Annotated in this window: 17 protein-coding genes and 1 pseudogene; 9 read left to right on the forward strand and 9 right to left on the reverse strand. The window is 49.2% G+C overall.

What is annotated here, in order from left to right:
* The first annotated feature begins 112 nt into the window (after positions 1-112).
* The 7 genes from ACYVSB_RS09020 (at position 113) to ACYVSB_RS09050 (ending at position 6,671) form a co-directional block, all read left to right on the forward strand.
* Complete coding sequence (locus tag ACYVSB_RS09020) at positions 113-889, forward strand: ABC transporter ATP-binding protein (protein ID WP_125596444.1); 777 nt, start codon at positions 113-115, stop codon at positions 887-889.
* Entirely contained in the window at positions 867-2,927 is a 2,061-nt protein-coding gene (locus ACYVSB_RS09025) for an FtsX-like permease family protein (protein WP_164511049.1), read from the forward strand. Before ACYVSB_RS09020 ends, ACYVSB_RS09025 begins: the two co-directional genes overlap by 23 nt.
* Before the next feature lie 42 nt (positions 2,928-2,969).
* Positions 2,970-3,707 (forward strand): MBL fold metallo-hydrolase, encoded by a 738-nt coding sequence (locus ACYVSB_RS09030; protein ID WP_461219169.1) that lies wholly within the window; start codon positions 2,970-2,972, stop codon positions 3,705-3,707.
* 324 nt (positions 3,708-4,031) lie between these two features.
* Positions 4,032-4,430 carry a transcriptional regulator SpxA gene (gene spxA, locus ACYVSB_RS09035; RefSeq protein ID WP_125596435.1) on the forward strand — a complete coding sequence of 133 codons (399 nt, stop codon included), beginning with the start codon at positions 4,032-4,034 and terminating at the stop codon, positions 4,428-4,430.
* Between the two features lie 250 nt (positions 4,431-4,680).
* On the forward strand, positions 4,681-5,391 hold the full coding sequence (locus ACYVSB_RS09040) for an adaptor protein MecA (RefSeq protein ID WP_125596432.1): 711 nt from the start codon (positions 4,681-4,683) through the stop codon (positions 5,389-5,391).
* Between the two features lie 126 nt (positions 5,392-5,517).
* Positions 5,518-5,958, forward strand: a complete 441-nt coding sequence (locus ACYVSB_RS09045; protein WP_461219170.1) for a hypothetical protein — start codon at positions 5,518-5,520, stop codon at positions 5,956-5,958.
* A gap of 347 nt (positions 5,959-6,305) precedes the next feature.
* The gene (locus ACYVSB_RS09050) at positions 6,306-6,671 is read left to right on the forward strand and encodes a hypothetical protein (RefSeq protein WP_125596426.1); all 366 of its coding nucleotides are present in this window, start codon (positions 6,306-6,308) and stop codon (positions 6,669-6,671) included.
* Positions 6,672-7,419: 748 nt separating this feature from the next.
* Here ACYVSB_RS09050 and ACYVSB_RS09055 read toward each other — a convergent pair.
* The 6 genes and pseudogenes from ACYVSB_RS09055 to ACYVSB_RS09080 all read right to left on the reverse strand — a co-directional run.
* Positions 7,420-8,658, reverse strand: coding sequence for an MFS transporter (locus ACYVSB_RS09055; protein WP_461219171.1), 1,239 nt, complete (start codon positions 8,656-8,658; stop codon positions 7,420-7,422).
* Positions 8,573-9,706, reverse strand: a complete 1,134-nt coding sequence (locus tag ACYVSB_RS09060) for an ATP-grasp domain-containing protein (RefSeq protein ID WP_461219172.1) — start codon at positions 9,704-9,706, stop codon at positions 8,573-8,575. The genes ACYVSB_RS09055 and ACYVSB_RS09060 overlap by 86 nt, the downstream gene beginning before the upstream one ends.
* A complete protein-coding gene (locus ACYVSB_RS09065; RefSeq protein WP_461219173.1) occupies positions 9,703-10,911 on the reverse strand; it encodes an ATP-grasp domain-containing protein in 1,209 nt (402 codons plus the stop codon). Before ACYVSB_RS09065 ends, ACYVSB_RS09060 begins: the two co-directional genes overlap by 4 nt.
* Positions 10,911-11,999 (reverse strand): hypothetical protein, encoded by a 1,089-nt coding sequence (locus ACYVSB_RS09070; RefSeq protein WP_461219174.1) that lies wholly within the window; start codon positions 11,997-11,999, stop codon positions 10,911-10,913. The genes ACYVSB_RS09065 and ACYVSB_RS09070 overlap by 1 nt, the downstream gene beginning before the upstream one ends.
* 248 nt (positions 12,000-12,247) lie before the next feature.
* The gene (locus ACYVSB_RS09075; RefSeq protein ID WP_461219175.1) at positions 12,248-13,468 is read right to left on the reverse strand and encodes a helix-turn-helix domain-containing protein; all 1,221 of its coding nucleotides are present in this window, start codon (positions 13,466-13,468) and stop codon (positions 12,248-12,250) included.
* Positions 13,469-13,696: 228 nt separating this feature from the next.
* A pseudogene (locus tag ACYVSB_RS09080) lies at positions 13,697-13,786 on the reverse strand (helix-turn-helix domain-containing protein); the annotation flags it as partial.
* Between the two features lie 131 nt (positions 13,787-13,917).
* On the opposite strand from ACYVSB_RS09080, the gene ACYVSB_RS09085 reads away from it, so the two are divergent.
* Complete coding sequence (locus ACYVSB_RS09085) at positions 13,918-15,114, forward strand: competence protein CoiA (protein ID WP_125596410.1); 1,197 nt, start codon at positions 13,918-13,920, stop codon at positions 15,112-15,114.
* A gap of 46 nt (positions 15,115-15,160) precedes the next feature.
* Here the strand turns inward: ACYVSB_RS09085 and ACYVSB_RS09090 are convergent, their stop codons facing one another.
* The 3 genes from ACYVSB_RS09090 to ACYVSB_RS09100 form a co-directional block, all read right to left on the reverse strand.
* A complete protein-coding gene (locus ACYVSB_RS09090) occupies positions 15,161-15,805 on the reverse strand; it encodes a DsbA family protein (RefSeq protein WP_164511048.1) in 645 nt (214 codons plus the stop codon).
* Positions 15,806-15,920: 115 nt separating this feature from the next.
* Positions 15,921-16,505 carry a CYTH domain-containing protein gene (locus ACYVSB_RS09095; RefSeq protein ID WP_164511047.1) on the reverse strand — a complete coding sequence of 195 codons (585 nt, stop codon included), beginning with the start codon at positions 16,503-16,505 and terminating at the stop codon, positions 15,921-15,923.
* A 436-nt stretch (positions 16,506-16,941) separates the two neighbouring features.
* Positions 16,942-17,070 (reverse strand): hypothetical protein, encoded by a 129-nt coding sequence (locus ACYVSB_RS09100; protein WP_263853208.1) that lies wholly within the window; start codon positions 17,068-17,070, stop codon positions 16,942-16,944.
* 334 nt (positions 17,071-17,404) lie between these two features.
* Between ACYVSB_RS09100 and ACYVSB_RS09105 the strand changes: the two genes are divergently transcribed.
* Positions 17,405-17,530 carry a hypothetical protein gene (locus ACYVSB_RS09105; RefSeq protein ID WP_263853207.1) on the forward strand — a complete coding sequence of 42 codons (126 nt, stop codon included), beginning with the start codon at positions 17,405-17,407 and terminating at the stop codon, positions 17,528-17,530.
* The last annotated feature ends 522 nt before the right edge of the window (positions 17,531-18,052 follow it).

Below are 18,052 nucleotides of genomic sequence, written 5' to 3' on the forward strand. Positions count from 1 at the left end.
AAAAGGCACTTGACCGCAAAGCTTCTTTCTGGTTACAAAAGTGTTAGTGTTGTCTTAGGACATTTCCGTGTAAAATGGAAGTGACGACGGTGGCATTGAGAAATGGGGAAGATTGATGCGAATGGCGGAAGTGAAACAAGTCAGCAAGAATTTCGGCGCGCGGCAGAACTTGGTCCGAGCGCTGAACAATATTAGTTTCAAGATCGAGCGCGGCGAATTCGTTGGGGTGATGGGACCATCAGGCGCCGGGAAAACCACATTGCTGAACGTGATGTCAACGATCGATCAGCCAACGATGGGGCGAATCTATTTGGCGGGACAGGAGATCACCACCTTGCCAGAACGAGATCTCGCTGAATTTCGGCGCAATAATATTGGTTTTATTTTTCAAGATTTCAATTTGTTGCCGGCTTTATCGGTCCGGGAGAACTTGGTTATGATCTTGTCGATGTTGCGCCTGCCCGCTGATCAGGTCGAGCAGCGGTTGGCTTATTTCAGCGAACGCTTGAACTTGGCCGAATTGATGAGCCGTTATCCCAATGAACTTTCGATGGGGCAGAAGCAACGGGTGGCGGCGGCGCGGGCTTTGATGACCCGTCCGCAGATCGTTTTCGCGGATGAACCTACCGGAAGTCTTGATTCCAAGTCCGCGACCGAGTTGTTGCAATACTTGGCCACGATCAATTTGGAAGACGAGACCACGATCATGATGGTGACCCATGACGCGTTTACGGCCAGTTATTGTAATCGGATCATTTTCATTAAGGATGGCGCCTTGTACGCTGAAGTCGTGCGTTCCGGCAGTCGGCGGCAATTTTTCCATCAGATCATTGATATGCAGGCGGCCATTGGTGGGGGTAATCTTAGTGATTTCAAAAATCGCCTTTAAGAATTTTCGCCAGCACTTGGCGGGGCGCGTGTTATATTTGGTGGCGATCGCCTTGTTGGTGATGATTTCTTACGACTGTTTGACCACGTTCGAAAATCCGATCATTTTAAAAATGAGTCGGCTCAATCCTATTTTAGGGACGCTATTGATTTTGTTAGTGGCCTTACTGGTTTTTAGTCTATTGATCATCTTCTACGCCAATCGGTTTTTTGTGCATCAACGCCATTCTGAGTTTGGACTCTTGATCGTCTCCGGTTTACCACGGGGTCGGATCGCGTGGCTGTTCTTTCTCGAGACGTTGCTAGGCGAGGTCTTAGCGCTATTGATGGGCTTGGTCTTAGGCCTGTTGACGAATAAATTGTTTGCCATGTTGCTGTTACGGTTCATGGGGATCAGTCAAGAAACGAACCATTGGTGGTCCTTGATCGGTCTGCGTGATGTCAGCGTGGCCTACTTGGTGATCTTCGCGATCGTCGGTGTATTGGATGCCATCCGCATCTTTCAGCTGCGCCCCGTGCGCCTACTTAATCCTGAACAAAGCGCGAGCCAACCGCTGACCGCGCCGTGGCTGGCCCGCTTTTTGGCCTGGCTGGGACCGGTGTTAGTCGCGGGGAGTTATTTGGCGATCTTCAAATTGAATTGGTTGAAGCCGTTTCGTTTGGCCGACCGTGCCTCGTTGAACACCTTATTGATTTTCATGGCGCTATTGTTAGGGGTGTGGTTTGTTTTTCGCGATACTTTACCCCAGCTTTGCGCACGTTTACGGCAATCGAAATGGGCTTATCGGCACCAGCGGATCCTTGACCTGGCGATGACGGGTAGCGAGTTTCGCCGCCATCATCAATCGCTGACCTTGACGACCGTTTTTGTCACGGCCTCGGTGGTGTTATTGGGGATCGCCGCGGTCAGTTACGCGGATAATTATCGCGACTTGGACGAGGAGGCGCCGGTGGATCTGGCCGTGGATCAGGCTTACCATGATCAAGTCGCCCAAGAGATCCGCGACCAAGGTGGCCAGTTGGAACGGCTGACCAGTATTCAAGTCAAGGCGGTCCCCGCGCAAATGATTGGGCCTCACAGCCGCGAGATCATGGGCCAGCGCAATATGCCGGTGGAAGTGATCTCGCTGGCGGCATACCGCCGGGTCCAGCGGCATCAACGGGGCCTGCCGCCATTGCAGCTCCAAGACCGCCAAGCACTTTACATTTCCTATAATTTCCAATACCAAAAATTACCCGCGCAGGTTTTGCGCCAGAATAAAATCAGATTCGCGCAACCGGGCCTGCCACAATTGACGATCAGTGATTATTCACGCCAATATCCCTTAGGTAATTCCTTGTTCTACGCGGATCTGCTGGTGGTGCCGGACGCGTTCTTTGATCAGTTGCAGACTGCGCCCGCACGCCAGTTAACCGGCTACCGGATCAAGAAAATGGCCCCGGACAGCGCCTTTCTACGGAAGATCGATCAGGCGTCCTTCGCCAGTAAGAATCTCCGAAAAATGGTCTACCACGTTGATTCCAGTTTGCGCCGTTCTTGGCTCAAACTCAGCGCCACGAGGCAGAAAAAGTCGGCGAATCTGATCAGTTATTCAAGCAATAGCTATTCTGTTCGAGGACCGTTCCAAGTCATGCTGCGGCGCTTTTTAGGCGTGGTGATCTTTGTCATCGTGTTATTGGCCTTATTGATGACTTTCGCCTGGGCCAGCGTCTTCTCCCTTCGGCAATTGTCTCAGGTCGAACAGAACCGTTTCGATTACCTGACCATGAAGAAACTAGGCGTGGCCGAAGACGAATTGCTACGCTATTCAGACCGGCAAAATCGGCGCGTCTTCTTGACCCCAGTGCTTTTTGGCATCGCCAATGGGCTCTTCATCATGCACTTTGTCGGCTGGCACTTGGATCATTTGCCGTTGAAACTATTGTATTTATTGACGTTGGTGGTCTTCCTCGTCTATTGGTTCTTCTATTTGTTCACAGCCTATAATTATCGCCGCTTGTTGCGGACAACGCAGATCTCCACGCAACGCTTGATTTGACGTGGCGCTAAAGCAGATCAATTCCTGAAAGGATGACAAAAAATGAAATTAACAGTCTTAGGTTATTACGGCGGCTATCCCACCGCCACAGCGGGGACAACCGGCTTCTTGATCGAAGAGGGCGCTTATCGTTTGCTGCTGGATTGTGGCAGCGGCGTCTTGAGTCAGTTGGAGCAGCGCTTGGATCCTTTGCAGTTGGACGCTGTTTTGCTGACCCATTATCATCACGATCATATCGCCGATGTTGGGGTGTTGCAGTATTATTGGCAATTGCGCCAAGGCGAGCGTCACGTGGCGGAGTTACCGATTTATGGGAATACAGAAGATCCTTTGAACTTTGCCAGTCTGACCTGGGCCGGTGCCACGGCGGGTCGGGCTTATGATCCGGACAAGACACTGACCTTAGGACCGTTGCGCCTGACTTTTTTGCGGACCGTTCATCCGGTCCCAACTTATGCGGTCCGCATTGAAAACGCAGAAAAAAAGGTGCTGGTTTTCACGGCCGATTCAGCTTATTTCCCTGAATTAGGAAAATTTGCCCGGGATGCGGATTTATTGATCACCGATACGAATTTCACTAACAATAAGTCAGGCCGCTTGTGGCACATGACGGCAGGCCAATCTGGGCAAATCGCGCAAACGGCTGGCGTCGGCCGCTTATTACTAAGCCATTTACCACAGCAAATTGAGCATCAGCAACTGTTAGTAGAAGCGCAGGCGGCCGCACCGACTATACCAATTGAATTGGCCGCGACTGGAAAAGAAATCAATTTAGGCTGAGTTTATTCAGAGTTTTTCAGTCGCTTTTGGAAAGCACTTTCATTGGCGCTGCTTAGGCATCGTTCACAAGTGACAACATGTTAACCGAAGTTGATTATCGAAATTATAAGGTATTCTTAAGTGTTACATTAATGTTATACGAAGTGAATATCGTGATATTGCTTGATATATCGGGATTGTATATTTCTTAATTGAATCTTATATTTCAAATTCTTTACAATTATTTTGCCGAAAGGTCTAGATTTTTTCTTAATTAGTGGGTATAATGTACTTGTGAATTGATAAGGATTATGTTCATAATCGCGTCATAAGGGAGCGAATGTCATGGTAAATTTATATACATCACCAAGTTGCACATCCTGCCGTAAAGCCCGTGCCTGGTTGAAAGAACATAATATACCGTTTGAAGAACGTAATATTTTCTCTGATCCGTTAAGCAAGGACGAAATCAAGCAAATCTTGCGCATGACCGAAGATGGTACAGAAGAAATCATTTCGACGCGGTCGAAGATTTTCCAAGAATTGGGAATCGACTTAGACGATTTGACCATGGACGAACTGTTGGATCTGGTTGAACAGAATCCCGGTTTGTTACGCCGACCGATCATCATGGATGATAAGCGGCTCCAGGTTGGTTACAATGAAGATGAGATCCGCCGCTTCCTCCCCCGGGAAGTACGGGCATTGGAATTGCAACAGGCACAACGAATGGCAGGTTACTAATTTAGTAGCTAGGCGACAAATATTAAAGTTAAGATATGGAATAACACTTTTTACTGTTGTTCCATATTTTTTTATGGTAAAATCGACAAGTCAACTTATTAATAGTTAGTGAGTTTAAGAGAATCACTTTTTCGGCGAAGAAAAGCCTGGGAGTGGTTTTCATAATGAGAACAGTGTAGTATACTGCAAGAATAGGGATATTGGCGACTTTTGCCAATAATCACTGGTCACAAGAAATGAGGTGGACCTAATGGAAATGGAACGGATCGATGAGAATACGATTCGCGTGATCCTTGGTCGCGAAGATTTAGAAGAGCGTGGTGTCAAGATCTTGGACCTGCTGGCCAATCATCAACAGATTGAGAAGTTCTTTTACAGCATTCTCGAAGAAGTTGACGCTGACCATATGTTTGCCGATAATGACGCCGTCACTTTTCAGGTGATGCCCAATAAAGGTGGGCTTGAGTTGTTGATCAGCAAGTTGGATGAAGATGAGCTGTCCGATCGAGAAGCCTTAGATTCCGCGTTGTCCCAACGGCGTAACCGCGGGAAACATCATCAAAACAAGAGTCAATTAGCCGCACTACAAAAAAAATTACAAAGTTCTGACGAAGATGATGATGAGGATAATCTCAGCCGTTATCTGGAAGATGAAGATGTGGACTATCGGCAAGTTGTCCTGGCGCTACCTGATTTCGAAGCGATGATCCAACTCGCGGACGCGCTTCGTTTGGAATCCGGGATTTCGAATCTTTATCAATACCAAGGGCAATACTATCTGGAATTGGTGCTGTTTGTTGACGATCTCCACGATATTTCGGCGGAGGACGCCATCGCGATCGCCAATGAATATGGCGCGAAGACGGATGTCACCCCGGAAGTGCTCAGCGAATATGGCAAGAAGATCATGGACCAAGTGGCGTTACAGACGACGCGGCATTACTTTTTAGCTCAACATTAAGCGCAAGTCAGCATTTTTTTAAACAACAAACATTTTAAGCAGCCTGCCGGGGATCGGTAGGCTGCTTTTTGTGGCGCTTTGTTAAATGGAGTTGGGTGATTGGTTTGCGCATGATTGCAGGTGTGGGTGGGTGTTGCGCGTGAGCGCAACCGGCTGGGACTGCTGTTGCGGACTGGAACGTGGTGGGCATCGTTTGAAGCCAATCCGCAAAGTGCGCGGCTTGTCTTCAAATCGAGCCTTGTCCTAAGCGGCAAAGCCGCCAAGGACAATTTCACCACTGAGCCGCGCAGTCCCAGCCGGTTGCTAGGCAGAATTGAGCTCATCTGCAATCGAGGCGAAGGATTTGACGAAGTGGTTTTGCAAGTGTGGTGGTCAAAGCCATCACATTTTTTTGGTGGTACAGCAATACCAACTGATTCCAGCAGTCTGTGCTTGATTGCAGGTTTGGGTGGGTTTGGATGGGGACGCAACCGGGTCGGGCCATTTGTGCGGCTGGAACGCAGTGGGCGTCGTTTTGAGCCAATCCGCAAAGCCCGCGGCTTGTCTCAAAATCGAGCTTTATTCTAAGCGGCAAAGCCGCCAAGGACAATTTCACCACTGAGCCGCGCAGTCCCAGCCGGTTGCTAGGCAGAATTGAGCCTATCTGCAATCGGGGCCGGGTATCTGACGAAGTGCATTTGCGAGTAAGTGGTCAAACAATTGCCCACTTTTGGGGTGGTACGGCAATGTCAACGGATTTGGATTAGGAGGTTGGGACACTTTACATAGGCCGAACATCTCTACTTGTTTCCTTAATGATTCATGGGTGAAACCGACCGATTCGGCCGATTCATCAAGAACTTGCCTAAGTTCATCAAGTAGACTTTACTGGTGTCACCAATTTAAAGATCATAACCACTAACCACGGTCGTCAATTGCGTGGATTCCCATCAATTGACCATAGCTTGCCAGTCGGCGTGAGCGCTCAAACGACTGTTATAACGTTGAGCGGCTGGAGCGGAGAAATTCGGGGTGAGATCGCCGTGAAATTGTCCTTGGCGGCTCTGCCGCTTAGGACAAGGCTCAGCTTTGAGATTCGCGCGGGCTTCGCGAAGCTCAAAGTGACGCCCACAGCGAGCTCACCCCGAATTTCGCAGCGTAAACCGCGGCCAACCTACTTTTGGGGGTGGTACGGCAACACCAACAGATTTGGATTAGGAGATCGGTATACTTTGCGTCGGCCGAACAATTTGACTCATTTCCTTAACAATTCGTGGATGGAAACAAACCGATTCGGCTGATTCATCAAGAACTTGCCTCAGTTTATCAAACAGACTGTGCTGGTGTCACCAATTTAAGGCTTGTGACCACTAACCATGGTCGTCAATGGCGTGGATCCCCCATCAATTGACCATAGCTTGTCGATCGGCGTGAGTGCTCAAACGGCTGTTATAATGTTGAGCGGCTGGAGCGGAGCGTGGCGTTGAAACGTGTTCGCCGACCCAGCTTCTTCCGCTTAGCTACGCAATTGTTCCGGAAGCAAAGTGCGGCTTCCAAAACAATTGCTAGGCTAATGCTCAGAAGCTACCCGGGTCGGCTCACACTCTGGCGTTGGTGGTTCGTTTGCTCGTTTGGCGGAAGGTCGGGCTGGGGGTGAGTCAGCCGCGAAACGTGTTCGCCGACCTAGCTTCTTCCGCTTAGCTACGCAACTATTCTGGAGGCATAGACCGGCCTCCAAAATAGTTGCTAGGCTAATGCTCAGAAGCTACCCAGGTCGGCTCTCACTCTGAATCAATTATTGTTGGCGATTTATCGCCTACAATAAGGCCGAGCTTGAAGATTTTCGGTGGTTTTCCGAAAAGCTTCAAGTCGTGCCCGCAGCGTTCCACCACCCCCAGCCCGACCTGGAGCCCCACTACACCTGCCCACCACCAACGCCACGCGCAGCGCAAGCTGCGGACACGCTACTTTTGTCTGCGAATCCACCACTCCCAGCCTAATTCTCTCGGTGGACTTGATTAGCCGCGGACTTAGGTATCCTGCTTGCAGCTACGACATAATCCGCCTTATGGCTGGGAAACAGACAAGATAGATCAAGAGCTGACCACAACCAATCAATTGGAAAATTTGCCAGGATTTGAAGTCAATCATCGCGGCGACCACACTGCCTAAGGGAATAAAGATACCGCTGATGGTAAAAATAATGCTAAAAACGCGACCAAGAAAGCGGGAATCGACCGAAGCCTGAAGATAGGACATCAGCGAGATATTGAAAGTTGTCACGGCGCTTGAAAATAAGCCAAAGAGAAGCAGGAGTAAAGGCTGCGAAGAACGCGCGAACCCAATCAGGATCAGCGCCAGGGATGCTGGTAATAATAAATGGAAGAAGGACTTGGGCGCCAGCTGGATTTTATAAATACTAACAAAAAGCGCGCCTAAAACACTGCCGAGGGATTGGACAATCAAAATGTAGGCATAGATGTGCGAAAAACCAGAAAACGTCGCGGTAAAGGGTAGATAAAATGAATAAATCGCATCTAAGAAATTAAGAAACGCACTGGAGATCAAGATGATCAGGAGGCCTTTTCTGCTGGCGATATAGTGAATCCCCGCCTTTAATCCGGTGAGAAAAGTTGCTTTGGCGGCGGGGACCTCATGTAAGATGACAAAGTTGCCTTCGCAGAGGGCTGAAATAAAGAAAGAGAGCGCATCGATCAACATGCCGTATTTAAAGCCGAATTGTTTGATCACCAGCATGGCCAGCAGTGGCGCCGCGACCGCGATGAGCTCGGCAATTACTTTGGCGGTGGCGTTATAGCGATAGATACCCTTTTGACTTAACAAATCCTTCGTAATGGCTTTATAGGCCGGCACATTAAAGCTAAATAGCACGGCCAGTAAGGCGTTGATAATGATGAGTGCCCAAATATTCTGGGGATCATAGCATAAGAAGAGGAGGAAGGTCAGGGCGCCGGCAATTAGGTCGGTGGCGAGCAGGAGCCGTTTTCTATTGCCGAAATCGGCCAGGTGACCAGCAAAGAGATTAAAGGCCAGCCTGATCAGCGCCTCGCTGGACTGATAAAATGTCATAAAAAAATTGGCGTTCAGTGCCAGCCCGGCAATCAATAGTTTATTTCCATAATCAAAGATGATATTGCCAAGGTTGGTGGTTTGCCCGCGGATGAGCAGCAAGCCGATATTTTTATTTTCTTTGTTCATGTTCGAAGTAACCTCGCAGTGACAGGAAGGTCTGGTTGAATTCGCGATTTCCTGGTAGGCAAAAGACAAGGAGGTAGCGCAGATCCGCCAATGACTTGGCTCGTCGCGCTGGTTGTTGCGGGTATTCTCTGAAGAAAGCTAACGGAACGGTTATTTCTGGAGGCACTTGTTGACGACCGTTTTGGAAGATCGCCAAAGTTACCGCCAGACAAGTGGGGCTGCGCTGATAATCCTTAACTTGGGGCACAGCGGCGTTGTTGACCAAAGCCCAATAGGTCGCGAGGAGATCGAAATTAAAGGCCTGCTTGACCAGCAGCGGTATTTGGCCACCACCGAAACGCTTGCCGATCTCACAAAAACTGAGTTCATCAGTCTCAGTTCGATAAAAAAATTCAGCGTGAAACGGTTGGATCGTATCTGTGCCCAGCCTCGTTAGCACGGCTTGAGTGGCCGCTTCCAGTCGTTCAATCAAATGATCGTTGCTTTGATAGTGTGAATTGGTCCTAATCAAATTGAAAAAATCAGTCTTAATGGCTAGGATATTACCAACATATTCATGGGAGAAAAAATAGCCGATTTCGCCATTGATCGCGATGCCATCGCACGTAAACATGACATCAAACGTCTCAACAGTTTCCAGCAGGTACTCAGTCGAATTGAAATAATCAGGCACCGCTGTGACGATGGCGACGCCTCGGCCAGAGTCTTCGCGGCGGGGTTTGATGATAAATTTGGCCGGGAGCGCGTCAGTTGCGCAAGGGTCGATCAGGCTTGGTTGTTTGATTTTGGGCGCCAAAGTTTGCCGCATCATTTTTTTGTCCTTATAGGCATAGGCAATTTCCCAAGCGTTCTTGTCGTCGGTAAAGATTGCTTTCAAAATACCGACGAGATGGATCAGCCCCTCATCAAGGGAAAAAATATCGTCAATGCTCGGCTGACTTTTGAAGAACAATAGTAGCTCTAATAGGCTAAAATCGGCAACGGTGAAAACTTGCTGCTCGGCGAATCCCACGCTCAGATAGTTCTGGCGTTGCTGGCTGGGGCAGACGATCGCGAGTTGGTTAGCTGGTTGGAGCCCGATGCTTTCAGGCGAAAAACGATAGATGAAATATTTCATTGATCTTGATACCTCGTGTTTGCTTGCGCCCATTGTTCAGCCCGCAGTAACTGCGCTTTTACGCTACGAAAAGAAGCGCCGTAAACTGACAGCCCGATTACCGCATCGGCGCTGTGGGCCGCATTGCCGATCTGACTGCCAACGCGAACATATGCCACCTCATCAAAAATAGAAAATTCGGACTTCACCGCTTCAGTAAATTCTGGCAGAGCTTGGATCGTGCCGGCTTGTTTGGCCGTTAGCAGCCACCCGGTCACCGGATAGTCGCGCCTGATCGCCGGGAGTGGTTCTGCGCAAACCGAATAAATCAGGAGTTTAAGTGGGTTACAGGCCAGTTTGAATTCCAAGTTTTGGCGAATGCGGGCGCCACCGATCCTGCTCCCGATCTCCAGGAAGATGATCTCTTGACCGTCGAAGAACACTTCCAAATGAAAGAGAAAGGTTCCAGTTGGCGCCAGTTTTTTAACGAGATTAGTGGCGTATTGACTGAGTTCAAGATAGCTGGCATCCGTGTGATCCAAAGAGACTGCCGCCGCCGAAACACCGGCTTTGATCAACAGGGGGTTATAGATGTATCGTGCCGGTTCGCAATACAAAACCTGACCGTGGGCAATCAAGCCATCAATATGATAAATATCCGCATAAAGATACTGTTGGACCAGGAATGTTTGCTGAATCCAATCATGATCAGCCTGAAAGCGCGTCAAGTCTGCCTTTTCTTTCAAATGAAAGGTATTTACCGAACCGGCGCCATCCAATGGTTTGACAATCATATCAGGGTTGCGCTTAAAGAACGCTGCTAATGCGGCAGACGAAGAAACGACTTGTGAGTTGGGCACTTTAAAGCCAGCAGCGCTGACCCGCTGGACCATGGTCGCTTTATCGCGAAAAATTCGCGCCTCCGCAAGATTTTGCCCAGGTAAATTGAATGCCGTCCGTAATTTGCCGGCCAGTTCAATATCAAATTCGTCTAGTGCGATAATCGCGTCAAAATGCGCGTTTGTCAGAAGTTCCCGGGCCTGACGTTCTCTAGCGAGTGGGTAATTTTTGACAAAAACGAGTGTGACATTGACCGGTTGATTCAGTTGAAAGGACGCCGCTTTGGCTTGGTCCGCGATGATGGTGTAGTCATGCTGTGGCGCCAGACATTGATAAATATCTGTATATTGTTCGCGGTACGGATGAAAAATCAAGATGTGTTTCATTAGCGATACCTCGCGATAGGATCGACGTAGATGTTTTCAGACGGATTTCGATGATAAGCGAAATTGCTGGGCAATTTTGGTAAAACTAGAGTTGGATCGATTCTCGCTTTAAATAGTTGATAGGGGATCCCCAACGTTTGATAGGCGTAATCAGCGGTGACTGGCCGGCGGCTTCGTTTAACCTGACGGATGGATTTCTCAAGGCTAGCAAGAAAGTCCTCGTAAAGTGGACTCAGAAATTCCGCGAGGGTGGGAAAGTTCTGGAGGATCGCGGTCACGCTGATCTGGTGGTAGGTGCACTCTGAAAATATTTCGCGGGCCAACTTTTTAATGGTGTAATGCTGTTTCTTATTGCCGGCATTGCCAACGGCCTGGTGTAAGATCCGAATGGCCTCAAGCTGACTCATCAGAAAATGGGTCAGCTCGTGGTTTTCAACCGAGCGAAACACTTTCAGATAAAGTGAGTGATAGTGTGCCGTTTCGAATAATGATTTGGCATGCTCGTTGATCATCGTTGATCTTAACGGGAAGAACACACTATCGAGTTGCGCCAGATTGCCGCCTTGATAATCAACGAGTACAAAATTGGCGACCGTGACCAGGCCGTTATTGAATTTGACACACACCTTGAGATAGTAATGCTGGCCGGGAATCGGCAACGCGCAAATCAGGCGTTCTCGCGGTATTTCAATTACGTTTGCCGATATTTCGCGGCTATTTGTTGCAATGGACTGGATGTCCGGCACGATCACATAAATGTCGCTGGCGCTAATCCAGGGATCCAAGATAGTCCGGATAAACTCGGCGATGACCGGCGCAAAAGAGACCGGCTCAAACGAAAAAAGACTAATTAATTCTTGGCAAGGACTCGCGAGGGGATTTACCAGATTGGCGGGATAAACATTTCTAAAGCAAAGTTGCTCTTTATAGAAAAATCCCTGCGGTTGTTCCGCGAATTTTGCTAATTCGTCTTGAATCGGAGAAAAGGTGAATAGGTTCTTGCCGGATCTAACTAAGGGGGAGGCGGGTAAGAATCTAGCCTTGAATGTTTGGCAGATCTGCTCACGCCAAAAGATATTCGCGTCCATCGATTTTTCCTTTCCGGGTAACTCATGCTGATTCTGTCCATTAAGTGACCCTCAACGATTTTCTAGGTCCTGCTATCAGGCAGGTGGGATCAGTGTCGATCCCATCAGACGCGCTTGTTTGAGCGGGTGATGGGGGGATCTGCCGGCCAGCAGCCAGATTTATGCTTGGACAACTGCCCAGAAGGCCTATTTTTTGACTTGGTCGTTTGATGAATTTTTCAGAGCCAAAATCTAACTAACAACTTCGCCTAGCGATAGATGTCGCCTTCATAACCGCTCAAGCTTAAAGCGCTTTGAATATTTCCGAAGCCCCGTAAAAGCTGATCATAGTTTAGTAAGACCGCGGCAGGAATCTGCGTATGGGCAAGACCCATGATAATTGCCATCCCGGCGCGGATATCATTTAAGTCGAACACGCCATTTTGATTGGATGTGGGCTTTGACCGCGGCTGTGTTTTTAGGGCGCCGTTTCTTAGCGATTTAAGATTAATCCCTAATTTCTGCAATTCGGGAATATGACTGGATCGATTGCCAAATACTTCATCCAACAAAATCGCTGGAATATTGTGGAAGGCCAAGAATTCCGAGATGATCGGTCCTAAATCTGTGGTGATCTGTGGAGGCGGGCCGAGGCGCAAAAATTCAAAATATTCCTGATTGATCGGGGCGACTTTACGGAAAATCAAGGCATGATCGACCTCAGCCAGCGCTAAGCCAAAGTTTTCAAAAAGCTCCGCGTAATTTGGGGGAATCTCACTAATCGTCACGTTGGTAAAGGCGATTGTTTCCAAGCGATCCCAGAGCAGCAAGACATAGGAAACAAGCATCGTCATGTCTGGGGGGAGTGTGACCTGACAGTCTCTAGCCGCCAGCGCGTCGACCGCGGGTAGCAAAATTCTGTCTGGCGCTGTATGAATAACGACGCGATTGGTCGACCTTTCCAACAAGGAAATCAGAAAGAGAATCGTGGGATCCTGTGATAGGCCGTTTATTTTGAGCGCATTCGGGTAAACATAGGCCAAACTAAGCGCGTTGAAGAAGGCGCCGACACTTTTGCTACCATCGCCGTAGCAATTCAGAACCAGATTGCGATTCAGCGTGTCCTTCTTTTCCGCGTAGAAAGTATGCGCGCTGGCATCATATTGATAATTCGAAATCGTCGCCAGGATCTCCAAATGTAAATCAATCGGACGATCACAAAAATCATCGCCACCGGGAAAGCTGAAAAGAAGCTGATGGTATTTGTAGGTCAAAGCCGAGATGACGACGATACTGGCACGACTGACTTTATTTAACATCGTGATATTAAATGGGGCAGCCTCAGCCGTTAATGTAATGGTATCCCGTGAAATATTCGCATCTGTCCAGCCGTTGTTGGCAAAAATATATAAGACATTAAGAAAATCAAGCGCGGTTGGGCAATTATGGATCGTTAGCGCGTTCTGGTTGAGGAAAAGACTTGACAACAAAGCATGAACACCAACAACCTTATCGCCTTCAATTTTAACGTTGTGCCTAATTTCGTCATGGACCGGGACCGCCTTGATAGCCCGAGAAAAATGACTAGCGATTTTTTTAGAATTATCAATGTTGTTATAGTCGGATGAAAGAGTGATCGATTGATTCAAATTATTTTCTAAGTCTTCAAAAGAAATTTCGAGTATTTTTGCATATTTTAGCAGTTCATCAACGTCAATATTGCGAGATTCTTGCTCCCAATTAGAAATTGCTTGCCGGCTAACCTTAAGCTCCTTGGCAATAAAATCTTGAGTGAAGCCTAAGGCAATTCTTTTTTTCTCAGGAAATCACCAATCATCTGCGCCACCTCTATTTTCATAATGTAATATCTTATAAATAATCTTAATTCTCATTTAATCACAATGCAAGCAACATTCTGTTGCGTCGAGGCAAACGCAGATTGTGGATTTTTTCGGGGCAGGCGGCGGCGTTGGCGTATTTAGTCAGAGGTGATCAGAATATGTATGCAGCCCTGGATGAGCGAGGACAGTTGACCCAAGCAGCAACACAAGTGATTGAAAGCGAAGCCGACTTACGGGCCAAAGCCGGTGGCGCGGCGCATTTTTATTGTCCCCGTTGTCGGCAGCCAGTTCAGTTGGTGCGCGCACGCACGGGACGTCCCTTTTTCCGTCATGTGGGTCGGACTGGGTTGGGACCCAATGAGACTGCCCGCCATCGCGCCGGTAAGCAAACCTTGCAACAGGAGTTGGCCGCGTTGCAGGTCGTTAGCGAGTTGGAAGTGGTTTTACCCTTGAAAGTGGCTGGGGCAGAGGTGGACAGCCCAGCGGAGAAGAGGCCAGGGGAAGTGGTCGCGCCGCTGGTGACTGCAGCGGGCGCCCAACCGCGGCCGCTCCAGCAAGACGCGCGAGAAGGCGAACAGCGGCGCGCGGATGTTTTGTGGCAACACGGCGCTCACCTGTGGGCCTTTGAATTCCAATGCGCGCCCTTGGAGTTGGCTGAGCTGCGGCAACGGCATGAAGATTATCAGCGCTGGCGGATCAGGGAACAATGGTTGTTGGGGGCAACCTATTTGTCACAACGGCGTCCCAGTCAAGGCGCCTTGAAATTCATGGCCTATCAAGCCCACTGGGGTTACTATTTGGCGTTCTGGCAACCCGAGCGGCGCCAAATCCAATTGTTTTATCACTGCCAGTTTCGTCCGCCGCGGACCCAATTGCTCTATCAGGTCAGGATGCTAAGCCTAGGGGAATTTCTGCAGGGCGCCAGCCAAAACCGCCGTCCGCCGGCGCAATTGCCGCCGAATCAGCCCTGGTTTGATCCCCGACCTTGGTTGGGCCAACAACTAGCGCTGAAACAACCGCGCTGGCTGACGTATCAAGGGCGCTGTTACCAGCAAGGCTGGGATTTGCAAAAATTGCCCACCGCCTTATGGTTGCCCCAATGTTTGCCCCCGGTTGTGGGGCACTGGCCTGATTTATTAGGGCGGCAATTGGACTACTGGTTCGCCACCGGCGGCCTGACCCGATCCCAGCAACGACATTTGCTCAGCGGCAGTCGCTGGCCATTGTTGACCACGGAATTGGCCCCCAGTAGCGGCCGCAGCCAACAAAAAAACCACTGCCGCCGCGAGCAATAGCACCCGCGGAACACTGGTTTGAAAAGCAAATTTGAATGAGTTCGGCCTAAATTAGATGTAATTGAGCCCGGTTGGCATTCAAAAGTTTAAGAAAAGGCTTTTGGTTGATCGTTTGTTGTTGCGGCAACTGCTTGGCTAAGATCTGATCGATCAGATCCTCGGTAACCGCGCCGTTGATCAAAATACCGTCGCCGTTGATATTTTGTCGGTAATCGATAAAAACCGTTGACGGTGTTTTCTTCACACCGAGATTGTTGGCCAGCTGCCGATCCGCTTCACACAGATCTTTGGCCAATTGACTGACTCGATCGGTGAAGAAAGTCTGCTCGTCCAAATGGACTTCGCGGGCGATCGTGTGGATCAAGTCATCGGAATAGCAATCGAGTCCTTCGTTAAGGTGGTCTTGCAGGCTCATTGTAAACGCCCGCGCCTTCTTATTTCCCTGGAACGAGGCAGCCTTATAGTCAAGCATCGACTGAAAGGTGATCGCCATGACCTGATTGCGCAGAATCAAATCACGGGTATCCAGCTGATTTCGCTCTAGGAAATCGGTGACAACATTCATGTTAGTGATGGGCACCAAATTCGGCTGAACCTTCAGCCGATGTTGCTTTAAGCCGCGAATGATGTTGACTTCGGTGTTCAAACATAAGCCACCAATCGGATTCGCAAACATAAATATCTCTAGCAAAAGTATTTCCCCCATGCTGATAAAACCTAAACAATAACAACCAAATTAGCGAATACGACAATGATACTTCAAAATCTAACTTAATTCTAGCCTTAAAAATTTTAGACTTCAAATTTTATAACTGTGAAATTGCACGCATTACCTTATTGACGACCGGGCGTTGGGGCACCGAAAAACGTTGCAAGAGCTGATGGTAAAAGGGCTCAGCTACTGCAATCTCGGTGGTTTCCAACTCCAATTCGAAATCCTGCTGGCCATTGGGATATGTCGTTTGATCCAAGGTCAATTGGCCTGCGGGTAATAAGGCGATCCTGCGCTGAGTCACACCCTGGGCGATGATCTGCAATGTGGTTGTCGGTAGTTTCCGCTCTTGCAACGCCGCCGCCACTTGCCCGGTGGTGGCGATCGTTTGTGTCGCGGTCAAAGCCCGCGCTTGGCCAACGGTCAAAGGATCGGTGATTTCAACCAATTCATGATGCGCGGCAGTCGTGATCGTTGCCGGAACCTTCAAAGTTTGCTCGGCGCGATCTTGATAGATGCGGATCCGCAAACCACAATGTTGCTGGTGCAATTGGCGCGCAGCTGTATCATAATAGTAATTCGCTTGCAGAAAGGCCGGCGCGAATGGATAGGCCGACTTGATCTGCTGAAACTCATTCTGGAGCAGGAGATTTTTGAACTCAACTTCCACGGATGTCATTTGGCCCACTCCCTTCCAGAAGGTCATTGTACCATTTTCAGGTGGTGATTTGCATTAAATTTGATTAGTAATGGTTGGGTTAGAACTTGCTGTAAACAGGGTTGGCGGCGACCTGACTAGACATGTTGGGCTGTGTTTGGTGGTTTGAGGGTGGCGCTGCATAATAATCGATGATCACCGCTGCTTGCAAAAGACCGCTGCTTGCAAAAGTAGGTTGGCCGCGGCTTGCGCTGCGCGTGGCGTTGGTGGATGGCAGATGTGGTGGGGCTCCAGGTCGGGCTGGGGGTGGTGGAACGCGGCGGGCACGATTTTGAGCTTTTCGGAAACCCACCGAAAATCTCAAAACTCGGCCTTATTGTAGGCGATAAATCGCCAACAATAATATCGCGGCTGACTCACCCCCAGCCCGACCTTCCGCCAACTAGTAAACGATCCATCAACGCCACGCTCCGCTCCAGCCGCTCAACGTTATAACAGCCGTTTGAGCACTCACACCAGTGCAGTCCATCTGATAAACAGAACTAGTTCTCAGTGAAACAACTGAATCGGTTGGCCTTCCACCCAAGGATTGTTACGGAAACGAATAGAGATGTGCAGCCTACGCAAAATGGCCCGACCTCCTAATCCAGATCAGTTGGCATTGCCGTACCACCCCAAAAAGTGGGCGATTGGTTGACCGCTCACTTGCAAGAGCACTTCGTCAAATCCTTCGCCTCGATTGCAGATAAGCTCAATTCTGCCTAGCAACCGGCTGGGACTGCGCGGCTCTATCTAGAGTGAGAACCGACCTGGTCAGCTTCTGAGCATTAGCCTAGCAACCATTTTGGAGGCTGGTTTGTGCCTCCGGAATAGTTGCGTAGCTAAGCGGAAGAAGCTAGGTCGGCGAACACGTTTCAGTGGTGAAATTGTCCTTGGCGGCTTTGTCGCTTAGAACAAGGCCTGATTTTGAGACAAGCCGCGCTTTTTGCGGATTGGCTCAAAACAGCGCCCACCACGTTCCAAACAGAGCGAACCGACCCGTTTAGCTCCTGAGCATTAGCCTAGCAATTGTTTTGGAAGCTGCATTTTGCTTCCGGAACAATTGAGTAGCTAAGCGCAGGAAGCTGGGGGGGGAGCACGTTTCCAGCCCGCATCAGCAGTCCCAGCCGGTTGCGCTCACGCACAACACCCACCCACACCTGCAATCGCTTGAGGAAATCTCGAACAGAGGCCACGCTGATAAGAATTAACGTAAAACAATAGAACGTCGTTGATTCCCAATTCAAGTAACTTGCGTCGATAATTGAGGTCAAAGCAATGCAGACTGCTTTTATGACCGGTTGTGTGTTAAAATAATAAGTGGACTGTAATAGAGTGAGGACTACGCTAGTCAACCACCCGTGACTAAAGTCACAGGCTTGTGAGAGCATCGCCTAACGGTGACACGACCACAATTTGCTTAGATACAGCCATCGCCTGCAAGCAGGTCTTACGTGCTAATTACCAAAGCCTTTAGAGTCCGCAGGTTGCCAGACGGACTGTGATTCTTAGTTAAGGGCTAAGCCTTT

The organism is Lapidilactobacillus salsurivasis (assembly GCF_054785215.1).

Coding starts and splice junctions, on each gene's coding strand:
- ACYVSB_RS09030 (WP_461219169.1), top strand. CDS start 2,970: ATGAAATTAACAGTCTTAGGTTATTACGGCGGCTATCCCACCGCCACA.
- spxA (WP_125596435.1), top strand. CDS start 4,032: ATGGTAAATTTATATACATCACCAAGTTGCACATCCTGCCGTAAAGCC.
- ACYVSB_RS09040 (WP_125596432.1), top strand. CDS start 4,681: ATGGAAATGGAACGGATCGATGAGAATACGATTCGCGTGATCCTTGGT.
- ACYVSB_RS09060 (WP_461219172.1), bottom strand. CDS start 9,706: ATGAAATATTTCATCTATCGTTTTTCGCCTGAAAGCATCGGGCTCCAA.
- ACYVSB_RS09065 (WP_461219173.1), bottom strand. CDS start 10,911: ATGAAACACATCTTGATTTTTCATCCGTACCGCGAACAATATACAGAT.
- ACYVSB_RS09070 (WP_461219174.1), bottom strand. CDS start 11,999: ATGGACGCGAATATCTTTTGGCGTGAGCAGATCTGCCAAACATTCAAG.
- ACYVSB_RS09095 (WP_164511047.1), bottom strand. CDS start 16,505: ATGACATCCGTGGAAGTTGAGTTCAAAAATCTCCTGCTCCAGAATGAG.